This is a genomic window from Parabacteroides sp. APC149_11_2_Y6, from assembly GCF_054506995.1.
This window is the reverse complement of sequence record NZ_CP173709.1, coordinates 1,594,609-1,608,459: the sequence shown is the minus strand read 5'-3', so window position 1 is coordinate 1,608,459 and position 13,851 is coordinate 1,594,609. Positions and strand designations below refer to the sequence as shown.

The 13,851-nt window shown below is 41.2% G+C and carries 9 protein-coding genes; 3 read left to right on the top strand and 6 right to left on the bottom strand.

What is annotated here, in order from left to right:
• Nucleotide 1: 1 nt before the first annotated feature.
• From ACGE0T_RS06415 to ACGE0T_RS06395, 5 genes are all read right to left on the bottom strand, one after another.
• Nucleotides 2–1,339, bottom strand: a complete 1,338-nt coding sequence (locus ACGE0T_RS06415) for a sigma-54-dependent transcriptional regulator (protein ID WP_459189704.1) — start codon at nt 1,337–1,339, stop codon at nt 2–4.
• 48 nt (nt 1,340–1,387) lie between these two features.
• On the bottom strand, nt 1,388–2,563 hold the full coding sequence (locus ACGE0T_RS06410) for a DUF418 domain-containing protein (protein ID WP_459189703.1): 1,176 nt from the start codon (nt 2,561–2,563) through the stop codon (nt 1,388–1,390).
• A gap of 343 nt (nt 2,564–2,906) precedes the next feature.
• Nucleotides 2,907–5,381: an ATP-binding response regulator gene (locus ACGE0T_RS06405; RefSeq protein ID WP_459189702.1), complete on the bottom strand. Its 2,475-nt coding sequence runs from the start codon at nt 5,379–5,381 to the stop codon at nt 2,907–2,909.
• Nucleotides 5,381–7,099, bottom strand: a complete 1,719-nt coding sequence (locus tag ACGE0T_RS06400) for a phosphoethanolamine transferase (protein ID WP_459189701.1) — start codon at nt 7,097–7,099, stop codon at nt 5,381–5,383. Before ACGE0T_RS06400 ends, ACGE0T_RS06405 begins: the two co-directional genes overlap by 1 nt.
• 128 nt (nt 7,100–7,227) lie before the next feature.
• Complete coding sequence (locus ACGE0T_RS06395; RefSeq protein WP_459189700.1) at nt 7,228–7,578, bottom strand: hypothetical protein; 351 nt, start codon at nt 7,576–7,578, stop codon at nt 7,228–7,230.
• 150 nt (nt 7,579–7,728) lie between these two features.
• On the opposite strand from ACGE0T_RS06395, the gene ACGE0T_RS06390 reads away from it, so the two are divergent.
• Together ACGE0T_RS06390 and ACGE0T_RS06385 are read left to right on the top strand one after the other, a co-directional pair.
• Nucleotides 7,729–8,235 (top strand): bacterioferritin, encoded by a 507-nt coding sequence (locus tag ACGE0T_RS06390; protein WP_459189699.1) that lies wholly within the window; start codon nt 7,729–7,731, stop codon nt 8,233–8,235.
• Between the two features lie 875 nt (nt 8,236–9,110).
• The gene (locus tag ACGE0T_RS06385; protein WP_459189698.1) at nt 9,111–10,673 is read left to right on the top strand and encodes a cobyric acid synthase; all 1,563 of its coding nucleotides are present in this window, start codon (nt 9,111–9,113) and stop codon (nt 10,671–10,673) included.
• Here the strand turns inward: ACGE0T_RS06385 and ACGE0T_RS06380 are convergent.
• Nucleotides 10,601–11,095 (bottom strand): UpxY family transcription antiterminator, encoded by a 495-nt coding sequence (locus ACGE0T_RS06380; protein WP_459189697.1) that lies wholly within the window; start codon nt 11,093–11,095, stop codon nt 10,601–10,603. The two genes, ACGE0T_RS06385 and ACGE0T_RS06380, sit on opposite strands and share 73 nt — an antisense overlap.
• Nucleotides 11,096–11,282: 187 nt before the next feature.
• On the opposite strand from ACGE0T_RS06380, the gene ACGE0T_RS06375 reads away from it, so the two are divergent.
• On the top strand, nt 11,283–13,850 hold the full coding sequence (locus tag ACGE0T_RS06375; RefSeq protein WP_459189696.1) for a hybrid sensor histidine kinase/response regulator: 2,568 nt from the start codon (nt 11,283–11,285) through the stop codon (nt 13,848–13,850).
• Nucleotide 13,851: the final 1 nt, after the last annotated feature.

Below are 13,851 nucleotides of genomic sequence, written 5' to 3'. Positions count from 1 at the left end.
CCTATTCGATATGGTAAGCCTTTAATTTATTATAAAGCGTTTTCCTGTCTATTCCCAGCAATTGGGCAGCTTTCGTTTTATTGTTTCCGGCTTTCTGTAAAGCTTTTATTATCAATTCACTCTCATGTGCTTCGCTCTTCAGTTGGATATTTGAAGATACCGGCTGTACCTCCGTCAGTTCTTCCGGCAACTCTTTGCGCGTAATATAACTTCCGGTAGCCAGCAAAGTTGCGTACTTGATAGCATTCTTCATCTGACGAAGATTCCCCGGCCATGAATAAGATTGGAATATACGGATTGTTTCCGCATCAAAACCGATAATATCTTTTTGCAATTCACTGTTCGATTGGTCGAGAAAACTATCGGCAAACAATAATAAGTCTTCCTGACGCTCTTTTAAATCAGGAATACGAATTGTAAATTCATTGATCCGGTGATATAAATCCTCGCGGAAATCCCCTTTTTCAATTGCCGTTCGCAAATTCTCATTTGTAGCAGATATCAGACGGACATTAATAGGAATTTCCTGGTTACTACCGATAGGCTTGACTTTACGTTCCTGTAAAGCCCGCAATAACTGAACCTGCACTTCATAAGAAAGATTTCCTATTTCATCCAGAAATATGGTACCTCCTTGAGCCGCAATAAAAGCACCCTCCTTATTATCTATTGCACCTGTAAACGAACCTTTGATATGCCCGAAAAATTCAGAAGCTGCCAGATCTTTAGGAATAGCACCACAATCTACAGCAACGAAAGGAGCCTTCTTACGGTTACTCTGCTCATGGATACGGCGTGCCACATACTCCTTACCTGTTCCACTCGAACCGGTGATAAGTACAGACATATCGGTCGGCGCAACCAATCCTACATGTTCATACAGCAGCCGGGCAGCCGGGCTCTTACCTTCTATATATTGTGAGTTTTCAGCCGGACGCCGCTCCGCCTTCTTAGGAGAAGCAACCGTAGGCACAGTATGTCCTTCTTTTAGTAAATCATGAATCTTTCCCAGCAGTTCATCCGGATTCAAAGGTTTGCTTATATAATCGGAAGCCCCCAGTTTAATGGCTTGTACGGCTGTTTGTATATCCGCATAGCTTGTCATCATTATCAAAGGAACCGAGGTATTCCGTTCTCTTATCCATCTCAGCAAATCAATACCATCCCCATCCGGTAGACGCAAGTCCGAAAGGATAAGATCCAAAGAGACGTTTTCTATCCGGTTCTTCGCATCAGAAACCGATGTGGATGTTACAACTTCAAACCCTTTCTTTCCAAGCCAGGTTGTCAACATCAAAGAAAACGTTATATCATCTTCTATAATAAGTATAGACGGCATAGTATTTATTTTTATTCCGTATACAAAGATATAGATTTTAACGAAATCTCAGGAGAAAATCCAGGTAGCTTTACGCCATACACCTTCAAACGGACCTTGTTTATATTTCTTTAACCACCAATGGCAGAAACCCAATTGCAGGACAAATAATAAAACAGATACCCCAAAACTGGCAGTAACACATAAATCATCGTACAGGGAAAGCCCGTAGCCAAAGTAGATAAATGAGCCTATTATAGACTGTGTCAGGTAATTAGTCAGACTCATCTTCCCATAAGGTACCAGCCCATACAGGACTTTATATGCAGAAGCCTGCTGCCACAAGAAAATAAACAAAGAGACAAGTACCGACATGAAAGCAAAATTACGCCAGGAAGAAACAACGGTAGAAATAGGTGTCAGCATTTCTTTATTACTAAACAATGCCGGTAAAGAGAGTGACAGATAATATAAAGGAACAAATGCAACCAATCCTATCACTAAAGCCCGCTTCCAGAACACACGATTCTCAGAAAGGTTCACAAATAAACGGCGGCGTCCAAGCAACATCCCAAGCATAAACAAAGAGGCAGTCTGGAAAAAACGCCCGTATCCCCATGCCCATAACAAACTAAACAACTGTCCATCCCATAAATTAGATTTTACCATTGCCCAAAAATCAGGCTGGGTGAGGAACTTCGACATACGGTCGCCATGTATCTGCCATTGTTGTACACCTCCTACATAATCGGGATTCATCATCGCATAAAAGAACTTAGCCAATTCCAACGGTTGAAGCATCAGGATAATCGCAGTAATCAGCACAGCCCGGTCGCTCCACTTACAAACAAGGACCAGCACAACCCCTATAATCGAATAGAGAACCAATATATCCCCGGGAAAAAAGGCACCGTTGAAACAACCGATAATAAACAACAGGAAAAGCCTCCACAAGAAACGCAGGCGGAAGTCTTTTCCTCTTTGTGCCTGATTGTTGAACTGAATAAAAAAACTAAAACCGAACAACAGGGAGAAGATGGCATATGCTTTACCGGAAAAGAGAAAAAACAAAGTATTCCAGGTGTATCCATCCATCATTTTTATAAAAGGAGACGAAGGGGTGGGAAAATCATACAGGTTAAAATGCTCGATATTATGCAACATCATAATCGCCATTACAGCAAAGCCACGTAATGCATCCACCACCTCGATACGCGGGGATTTACTTTGAAGTCCGATATTCATGGTATTAACAAGTAAAATTTATAATTGCGGCAAAAGTAATTAAAGATATGGCATAAAACAAAAAAAGTACCCTTGCGGAGGTACTCTTCTTGTTTTGCAGACTTAATTCAATACTCGGACTTATTACTACTTAATAAAACGGTTTAAATGTAGAAACGCTTATAGCCTTTCGTATTTAATATACTACGAAATCCGTGCCAGAACCGTACAATCCCGGCATTTGTTTTTCTAAACTCTTATAATTGAACAGATAAAACGATATGAATGTTCCGGACAAAAGATAAAGATGTATCGTTTATGGGGAAACAGGCATCACAGGTGTGGAAAATTTCCACACTTGTTTCTACAGGTTATCCACTGCTTGTTGCAGGACCTGCCGCGCCTGACCAATTACATCAGACAATAATCTTTTCCAACCATCGTCAGACAATGCCTCATCATTCTTATCCAACATCCGGAGAAGAGGAACCAGCGTAGTTGCACCAAGCATCGTGAAAAGAGGAAGCAGTTTATGTGAAACTTTGGCTGCCGACTCTCTATCCATTGTGTTCAATGCCTCTTCCAGCAGGGTGAGATTCTTGCCTGTTTCTTCTGTAAATGTCCGGATAATAGAGGCCGAAGCCTCCTTATCATCTCCGGCAAAAGCGGTAAGGGAGGTAAAATCCAATCCGGCAGAAGTATTTGTATGGATATCGACTGTCAACAATTTATTTAGCAAAGTAATCAATTGTTCCGCCGTAAACGGTTTATTCAGAAATCCGGTAAAACCAGCTTCCAGATAATGGTTATGCTCGTTCTCCAGACTCGCAGATAAAGCAACTACCGGTACCGTATCCGTACCGGGTATACCGGACTTACGAATTATATCAAGCAGTTGGTACCCATCTACTCCCGGCATTTGTATATCGGTAACGACTACATCGAAAGAGGCTTGTCCGAACAATTCGATAACGGAAGAAGAATCCGTACAACAAGTAACCAGCACATGATGCTGCTTCAAATACTCTTCCGTCAAAGCCAACTGTAAAGGATCGTCGTCTACTAAAAGGCAATGTATATCACGCCCGTTTGATTCAGGTACAGCTTCAACAGTTTCCTCCGGCAACGAATTTGCAGGCAAAGATTGTACATCTGATTTTTCAAGAGGCAGGTTTACCGTGAAATCGCTTCCTTTATCCGGCACACTTTCCAGAGTCAGTTCCCCTCCCATCAATTCGATCAATTTCCTGGTAATGGAAAGGCCCAGGCCGAAACCTTCTTCTTTCTCCGTTCCGGATAAACGGGCAAATTCCCCGAATATCTTTTCTTGTTCTTCTTTCGGGATACCCGGCCCCGAATCGCAGACAATAACCACCAGCCGTGTAAAATCATCTACCAGTTTCACAATCAAAACAACACGTCCTTTACGGGTAAACTTTATTGCATTTGAAAGCAGGTTGCCTACTACCTGGCGGATACGAATCGGATCACCTGAATAGAGAAACTCCCAACCTTCCTCTTTCATATTCAAGATAAAATCCAATCCTTTAGCATCCGCTATCGGTTTGAAACTGCCATAGATTTCATTAAAAAGAATCCGCACATCAAATGGGACTGCCTGAATTTCCATCTGTCCGGATTCCAGACGGTGAAAGTCTAACAGTCCGTTTACAAGCGATAAAATATGGTCGGCCGAACCTGCCATATTCTCTAAATAATAACGTTGCCGTTCGTCCGGGCGACGTCCCAGTGATAAATCGATATATCCGATAATAGAAGAAAGCGGGGCACGAATATCATGGCTGATTGTAAGCATCAGTTTTTCCCGCTTATGCAGCAAATCTTCTGCATACAATTTAGCCTTTTCCAATTGTTGCCGAAAATACTGGCTACGGGAAATATCCCGGGTAATCATAATAATAAAGATAACCACAACGACAAGTGCCGCAATAGCAATTCCCCCTATCAGAACAGAAGTCTCACTCAATAAATCCTGTTTTTTTTGTATCCTTTCCAACGAGACATTCATCTCTTCTTCTTCTATATCCCGGAGCATCTGATTGATACGGCTCGTTATCACACTGTTATCATAGCGGAGCACTGCCGCACGTTCCAATAACCGGTCCATCAACAACTTCCGCTGGTCGGCCACACTGTCACGCAAATTATTCAGAACCGAAACAATCGTATCCGACGGATTAAAAGCCCGGACTAACGTATCGGTAACGACCTGCCGGGTTGTGTTCAACACAAGTGTCGTATCCACTTTGGGAGGCGAGAATACATCGGCAAGACGGCGGAAGAACCCGCGAGGCTTCTTTACGATTGGAGAAACAACAGAATCCTGACGTACAATCACTCGCTCCTGAACATCCAGTTGCTTGATTACGGTATCCTGCCGGGCAATGACTTTTTCAATATTTTGATTATATAAATGCTCCGTATTCGTCTCTTTCCAAGTATCCAGCAACACCCGGGTATTCCGCCTTTTCTGTTCAATCAAGGCTTTTATCTTATCGATTTTCGGAGATAAATCAGGAGAGACCAAAGTACTTAAGGTATCCATATTATGGATAGCCTTATTCAATGTCCGGTTAAAATGGGAGATTTGACCTTGAGGCATACCTATTAACTGTCCCAACGCTTCACTTTCATAAAGCAGAGACAATGTATTGGTAACCAAATATACTTTTTTATGAGATAAACTATCCGGTGTTTGTTCTTCCGCTATCTTGCCTATTACGTCATAAATATACACAACCGAACCCACTGCCATTGCCACCAGCAACAGGTATCCTAATATTACTTTAAGCGTAATATGTCCGTTCGGTCCAGCCATTAATCTTTACCGTAGGCAATCTTCATTTTATCCAACATCATAAAATCAGCCTTCTTCAAACCAATCTTCCAGAAAGGAACCGGTTCATCGTGGTCACCCAGATACATACGATCACGTATAACGAATCCTTTATTTGTCAGAGCCAAGGTAGAATCCGCCTGGTCTGTCTTTACACTGGCAATATCCAGCATCGTATGGAATACGCTGTTCGTACTAACCGGTACAGCCTCATGCGCAAGAGCTGTCTGGTATTTGTCCGGAAATGTTTCCCGGTAGGGCTCGGAGAACCAGATAATATAAGGGATGTGAAGCTGGTAGTAAGTCGGTATCGGAGATGCATGCAAATACCGTTCGCGGGAGTCGTCAAAAATATCTTCTCCATGGTCGCTCAGGTAAAGCATGGAAGAACAGGCATTGGTACGGGCAAGCATATCAGCCACCTCGCCCAATACATAATCCGTATAATGGATAGAGTTGTCATACGCATTCCTCAATTCCTTTTTATAAGAGGCACTGATACTTCTGGCCTTATCCGGTGTATAGAATTTGAAATCATCCGGATAACGTTCATGGTAATTGAAGTGGGAACCATATGTATGAAGAACGATAAACATATTATCATCCGTTTTATTGAGTTCTTTTTCCAGATAGGGTAATAAAGCCCCGTCATGCAATGATGTCAGATAAGACCCCGTGTTAAAGCTACTCATATCGATGAAGGTATCAGCCTCACGATAAAATGCACCGATCATAGAGGTGGTAAGTTTCTGGTTGGCTATAACCAATGTACGGAAACCGGCCTCCTTGAAAGCCGTCACAATACTTTTTTCATCATATATGATGTTATAATTTTCGGCACTTGCTGCCGAAAGAATAATCGGAACACTCTTATGTGTATTGTTTGACTGTGTTACCACATCTTTAAAATGCACCAAACCATCCAGTTTCTCCATGCGGGGAGTAGTCTGCCGTTCATAACCATACAGGCTCCATTCCATAGCCCGTGAAGTCTCGCCTACAACAAGCACATAGATTTCACGCTTCCCGTCGGCATGCGCCGTCCGTGTAGAATTGAATTTAAAATCTGCGGATGTCTTATGATAATTGGAGTTCTTGCCGGCCTTATTTATTGCAAAATATAAATTATACAGTGCATTGGCGGGATAGACATCATCTTTCCACGAGAAAGGATGTCCCTGAAGGGGTGACAGGCAACATAACAAGATGCCTACAAGAAACATTGCCAAACTTCTCAACGCCCATTTCTTACGGAAACCGGATTGTAATTTATCTTTCAACCGTATGGAATAAACCGCCAGCCATAAAGTAGGCAACGTATAAAAAAAGAAGACGCAAATAATAATTACAAATATATTCCCCAATAATTCACTGGCTTCCGAGGCATTGGAACTTGTCAGGTTCAGAAACATATCCACTGCAATAACCGACTCGCCAAACAAATGCAACAGCACCAACTGTCCTCCGTCCAATATTACTTTCGGCAACAAACACCAGACAACAATTCCGGGTTTACGGGCCAGCAGCAATATGGCAAACCAGAATGCCAAAGGCAATATGATAGAAGCGATACCTACCGTCACAGGCAATGGTTCCGTAAAAAACAGAAAACAGTTAGGGATAATAAATAACAATCCGAACAAAAAGAATAAATGTTCTTGTGAGGACAACCAGTGCCCTATCTTAGCAAAATATCTCATCTAAATTTTGTATAAACCCAAATAAACCAATCACTCTCTTCAACTTCCCAAGCAGAGTCAGGCAACCCACAAAATTAGAGGTTATTCTGCACATACAGGCACAGTTTGTGCAAAAAAAAGTTATTTAATCAACTTTGGGCTATCTTTTGGATGATTCCGACAAAGTCTTCATTTGTTATATCTAATTCCGGTGTCCTGTAATTTACATAGTCTTCAAAATAGTCGCTGGCAATATCGGCGATGATTTCTTCTCCTTCCAAGCCGAATGAGGTAACCATTTTCTCAACAAGGCTTCGTATCCGGCGTATTACCTGCAAACGGTCTTCATAGCGTTCGGGTTTTTCCTGGTCGGTGACATGCTCATTACGCGCGATCAGATATACTACTGTATAAAATTTATCGATAGTACCGAATACCGGTACAAATAATGCTTTCTTTTCTTCCGGCAATGCAGCCAACGTTTCTTGTACTTTCGTCATTATTTTCTTCGTTTATTCAAACAATCTGATAGTACAAAGATAAAATATTTCCTTGACAGGAATGACAATCACTCGATAAATCTATTAACTTTGACACCCATAATATAACTTAGATAATATAAACTCAACCTGATTAAAAACTTAATGATTATGATTAAAAGAGAAAAAAGCATCGAACTGCTGAATAAAGCGGTTGCAGACGAAATGACTGCCGTAAACCAGTACATGTATTTCCATTTCCGTCTGGACGACATGGGATATGATTTGTTATCCAGCCTGTTCAAACGTACGGCTATCACAGAAATGATGCATGTGGAACGTCTTGCCGAACGTATCCTTTTCCTGAAAGGGGAAGTTGAAATGAAATGTTCAGGCCCGGTAGAAAAAATCCATGATGTGAAAGCCATGCTTGAAAAAGCCGCACAAATGGAAACCGGAAGCGTTGACGATTATAACAACTGGGCCAACGAATGTGCTCAGCATGCAGACTCTGCTACGAAGAAGATTTTCGAAGGTCTTGTAGTAGAAGAAGAAGCACACCTCGACCAGTTCGAAACAGAAATCGACAACCTGCAAAACTTCGGAGACAACTATCTGGCTCTGCAATCTATCGAACGCAGCAAAACTGTTTCTTCCGGAGGTACTCCTGCTGAATAAGTGTAAGATTTTTCTTATAGGATAAAAAGGAAAGGATGTGTCAAAATACCTGTAAGGGTATTCCGGCACATCCTTTTCTTTTTTGTTTAAACAGACAGGTACGTTTTACGGATTACGACAAAATGATATTTTGACATTTTGACAATACACCTATATCTTGCTGCTTCTATACGGAGGGAGAGGCGGCACCTCTTGCAAATATGATGCTCACGCGGAGTTAAGATTTATCAGTTTGTTAACACAAATGGACTTATAGCCACAAAATGAGAGGACGCGGAAATTATTTTTTTGACGCGGATGACGCGGAAAACGCGGATTAAGAAATATAATATCTGTATTAATCCGCGTTTTCCGCGTCATCCGCGTCAAAACATATTGTTGTGTTTATCAGAATATGGTAATCAATTTAATATCTGCGTCAAGTTTGGTTTTCAGACCATTCCAGAACCGCGTCCATGCTCAATAACATCTAAAAACGAAGCATATATGCTTTAAAATCGAAACATATATGTTTTGAAGTTAAAATATAGGTGTTTTGCTGCGCAGATTATTGTATTTTTATGCGCAGATAGTTGGAATTAGTACCGCTACTAATTGGAATTACCCTCAGGGTAAATGTAAAAAGTCGCCGGATTCTACTGAAATGCCTCCTTTTTAACATAAAAAAGACTCCTATTCCTCCCGAAATGAGTCCTATGCATATATTACAAGTCAGCACAAAAGGGATAATACGACAATAATGACACAAATAAAGAGGAAACAATATCATTCTGACATTCCGGATTACTCTGCCGAATACTGTATAGCAAGGATTATCTACGGTATGTTTTTTTTATTAGCTTTGTAGGCTGAAAGAAATCCGACAAGCAATCCATATGAAGCAGTCTCTTAAACCGATTATGTTCGTAGGCACCTGTTCCGATGCAGGAAAAAGTGTAATCAATGCCGCTTTTTGCCGTATTTTCAAACAAGACGGCTACAATCCGGCCCCCTTTAAAGCGCAAAATATGTCTCTTAACTCCTACTCTACTCCGGAAGGCGGCGAGATGGGACGTGCCCAGGTAGTACAGGCGGAAGCATGCGGGATTGCTCCGCATACGGATATGAATCCCATTTTGTTAAAGCCTACAAATGATAAAAGTTCGCAAGTGGTGCTTAACGGACGTCCTGTAGGAAACATGTCGGCAAAGGATTATTTCGGGATACAAAACCAGAAGGAAGAATTGTTTAAAGAAGCCATCCGGGCATTCAAACGCCTCGAAGACAAATATAATCCGATTGTACTGGAAGGTGCAGGCAGTATTTCTGAATTAAACCTTCGCGACCGGGACATAACCAATATGCGAATGGCTATGCAGGCGGATGCCGCTACTTATCTGGTAGCAGATATAGACCGCGGAGGAGTTTTCGGCTCTGTTTACGGAACCATTGCTTTGCTAAAACCGGAAGAACGCGCCTTAATGAAAGGTATCATCATTAATAAATTTCGTGGCGATGCCTCCCTGTTTGAAGAAGGTAGAAAATTATTGGAAGAGTTGACAGGCCTTCCGGTAGTAGGCGTTATCCCCTACTTCCGGGATATAAAGATAGAAGAAGAAGATTCCGTGGCGCTCGATATGAAAACCAACACCTACCGGGACGGTAAAATTAATGTGGCAATTATTTTGCTGAAACGGATGTCTAACTTTACAGACTTCGATGTGCTGGATATGGACCCTCGTTTCAATGCCTATTATACGAATAATATAGAGGAGATAGAAAAGGCGGATATTATCCTGCTGCCAGGTTCTAAAAATACGCTTTCCGATTTACAAAGCCTGCGTGCAAACGGTACGGCCGAAGCAATTATAAGAGCGTATAAAAACGGGAAAAAAGTAATCGGTATCTGCGGAGGCTATCAAATGATGGGAGCACGCCTGGAAGACCCCGAAGGTCTGGAAGGAAATATCCCGGCAGTCCCGGGACTCGGACTACTCCCCCAATGCACAATCATCGAACAGGAAAAAATAACCAAACAAAGCACTTTTTCCTTTATACCAAAACAAAAGAATACAATCTCCCCTGAGACCCGGCACAACTGCAAAGGATACGAAATACATATGGGACGCACCACCCTATTGAACAATACCCCCGACAGCCCCGTCGCCTTACTGGAAGACGGACGGACAGACGGATATTACCTGAACAACCGGTGTTGGGGAAGTTATATGCACGGTATCCTCGACAATACGGAAGTATTGGACAACCTTGCTTTTGGATTTGATAAGGAAACAGACTCAACTCCTTTCAACTACGAAGCCTTCAAGGAAGAGCAATATGACAAGCTGGCCGATTGGGTAAGAGCCAATGTCGACATGGAGAAGATTTACTTGACTCTCTTAACGCGTGCCACATCATCCAGCCGGACACAAACGGTAGCTCCCAACTGCTCCAAATAAAGCAGCAAGTGATTCTTTTTAATCTTCTTGACTTTTCCGGACACATGCTTCATGGCTCCGCAAAGGATTTCCACTTCTTCGCCGGGGCAAAGCACATGATTGGACGCTTTTTCAAGAAATTCCCGGATAGAGTCTATTTCTTTCTCCCGCACAATGGCAGGCTTACCATTGTAATAGACAATGCGTGCGACACCGTATACACGGGTTAAAGTCCTTAACACCGGGTCTGTACAACGTACAAACAAATAGGAATTAAACAGAGGGATGTCGACCATTTTAACCCGGTCGGACCATACACGGGGAGTATGAAGAAGTGGAAGCCAGCATTCTACACCCAGTGCGTCAATTCTGCTTTTCACTTGTTTTTCAGCCCTTGGTGATGTATATAATACATACCAATTTATATCGTTATTTTTTGTCATGTAATCTAATCCCTGTCTTCTTTATAGATAGACAAAGATACAACTATTTCCCTCAATAAGCAAACGTCAAAGATTCGTTGCCTGTTATGAATAATCGGTTACAAAATATTCACAATAATAATTCATAAACATATACATTGAATATCAAATACATTGTATAAATTTGTAGTATTAAAAATAGACCAGGATGGACATGTATGAGAATTATTCCAAAGAGGATTTAATACGTGAGATAAAACAGTTAAAACAAAAAAAGTTTTCGGATGAGAAAGATAACATAAATGAAAATCATGTGTTTGTCAATTTAATTTCATTAAGAAAAACCATGTCCGAAGTTCTTTCTCTGTTACTGAGACAAGACAATGATGATGTTATCGACCAGGCACTCCTCTTAATTCTCCGTTTTTTTAAAGCTGACAGAGTATACATCGGCATTCTGGATGAAGAAAATCATCTGCTTGACTTTACCCATGAAGTAACAAGCAGCGGCATCGTATCTATGCGCGAAGACATATTGCGTAAGTTGCCCACAGAAGAAATTACCTGGTGGGTTGATAAAATAAAGAATGCCGAGCATATTATTGTAAATGATGTTTCTCAAATGCCGGAAGATGCTGCTCCCGTACAATATTTATTACAAATGCAAAATATTGCCTCCCTACTTGCCTTGCCGGTAGTATGCAATGGCAAATCTGTTGGCTTTATCGGATTGGATGCAGTAGAAACTCCCCGCGTATGGAATTCGTTGGATATAGAGAACCTGCTTATGTTCGCCGACATAGTTTCCATAGCCATAGAACAGGAGCACAGCAAATTCCAGCTCGAATATTCGGCTAAATTAATACTGAAAAGCGAAGCTAAATTCCGCCTCATTTTTGAAAAGCTGCCGTGGGGAGTCGAATTATATGATGAAGAAGGAAATCTGTTGGACTTGAATAATGCCGATTTGGATATATTCGGAACTACCCGGGATGTAATAGGTGTCAACATCTTCCAAAATCCAAATATCCCGGAATGGGTAAAACAAAAGCAGAAACAAGGTGAAGATGTGGAGTTCTCGCTCGATTACAATTTTGTGACAGTCAAAAATACCGGCTATTACCAAAGTGATGTAGCAGAGACGGTTAAACACCTGCTGGTAAAAGCCATTATCCTGAAGGATTTGCAAGAACAGGTTTTCGGTTATTTATACATTGTATATGATAATACGGAAAACCATCATAAAGCAGAGGTCATCCAAGACAACCTTGCCAAATTAAAGGTGGCAGTCGATACCGGAGAATCTTTTATGTGGGAATATACTGTTGCCACTGAAAAACTAACCGTAGATTTCGGCTTGAATGACGACCTGGAAAAAAGTGAAACTTTATCTTATATAAAGGAGCAGCAACCAACCTGCCTTCAGGACTTCATCAGTACTTTACATCCCGAAGATATAGATAAAGTCTATTACAATTTATTCAGACGCCTGATAAATGGCGAGATAAATAATTATGTAGCGACTTATCGCCGTATCCTGAACGGTAGATTGTTTTGGTTTAATTCAAACGTCCGGGCATATAAGTTCAATGAAGACGGTACACCAAGCAAAATTGTAAGCTATACTTCCAATATAACCAAACAGCGGGAAGGTGAAAATGAATTGATACGTATCAAAGAAGCCGACAAACTGAAGTCTGCATTCCTTGCCAATATGAGCCATGAGATACGAACTCCTTTAAATGCAATCGTTGGCTTTTCCGATATAGCGGCAGAGACAAATGACGCCGACGAACGTAGAATGTATCTGAATATTATTCATAAAAATAATGACTTGCTGTTGCATCTGATTGACGATATTCTGGATTTCTCCAAAATAGAGGCGGGAACGTTCAATTATCATATTACAGATACCAATATCAAAGAAATATGCGGAGAGATATATTTGGCTAATCTGGATAATACCAATCCGGATGTCAAATTACTGTTTGACCAAAACCTGCCTTCCATCCACCTGCAAACAGACCCGCAAAGAATCACACAGGTTATTGCAAACTTTGTAAATAATGCTATCAAGTTTACAGAAGAAGGTTCCATCACTCTATCCTATAACAAAGAAGGGGATCATTTACGTGTGAGTGTCAGCGATACAGGAATCGGGATTTCCGAAAAAGATGCAAACCGTATTTTCGAACGTTTCATCAAAGTAAATGATTTCAAGCCCGGCACAGGATTGGGGCTGACTATCAGTAAAACGATTATCGAGAGCCTGGGAGGAAAAATAGGCGTAACATCAAAAGCTGATTCAGGTTCAACCTTCTGGTTCACATTGCCTCTTGGAAAAGAACAAGATGAAGATGTTCAAGCGCCCAATAAATTTTACAAAACGCTAACCCATAGGGAACCGTCTAAAGAGAAGAGTATCCTTGTGGCCGAAGATACTGTCGAGAACTATAAGCTAATGGATGCCTTATTAGGCAAAACGTACACATTATATCATGCCTGGAACGGGCAGGAAGCTGTAGATTTATACAAAGAGAAACAACCGAATCTCATATTGATGGATATACGGATGCCTGTAATGGATGGTTTTGAAGCAGCATGTAAAATCAGGGAACTATCAGAAACTGTACCTATTGTTGCCCTTACGGCCTTTGCTTTTGAGAAAGAAAGAAAAATGGCGGAACAATGCCGCTTTACAAACTATGTTGTGAAACCGGTTGAAATTGCAGAATTAGAAGACTTGATCAGAAAAATGTTAATAATTGACAAGTGAC

Coding starts and splice junctions, on each gene's coding strand:
- ACGE0T_RS06405 (WP_459189702.1), bottom strand. CDS start 5,381: ATGGCTGGACCGAACGGACATATTACGCTTAAAGTAATATTAGGATAC.
- ACGE0T_RS06380 (WP_459189697.1), bottom strand. CDS start 11,095: ATGACAAAAAATAACGATATAAATTGGTATGTATTATATACATCACCA.
- ACGE0T_RS06415 (WP_459189704.1), bottom strand. CDS start 1,339: ATGCCGTCTATACTTATTATAGAAGATGATATAACGTTTTCTTTGATG.
- ACGE0T_RS06375 (WP_459189696.1), top strand. CDS start 11,283: ATGGACATGTATGAGAATTATTCCAAAGAGGATTTAATACGTGAGATA.
- ACGE0T_RS06395 (WP_459189700.1), bottom strand. CDS start 7,578: ATGACGAAAGTACAAGAAACGTTGGCTGCATTGCCGGAAGAAAAGAAA.
- ACGE0T_RS06400 (WP_459189701.1), bottom strand. CDS start 7,099: ATGAGATATTTTGCTAAGATAGGGCACTGGTTGTCCTCACAAGAACAT.
- ACGE0T_RS06385 (WP_459189698.1), top strand. CDS start 9,111: ATGAAGCAGTCTCTTAAACCGATTATGTTCGTAGGCACCTGTTCCGAT.
- ACGE0T_RS06390 (WP_459189699.1), top strand. CDS start 7,729: ATGATTAAAAGAGAAAAAAGCATCGAACTGCTGAATAAAGCGGTTGCA.
- ACGE0T_RS06410 (WP_459189703.1), bottom strand. CDS start 2,563: ATGAATATCGGACTTCAAAGTAAATCCCCGCGTATCGAGGTGGTGGAT.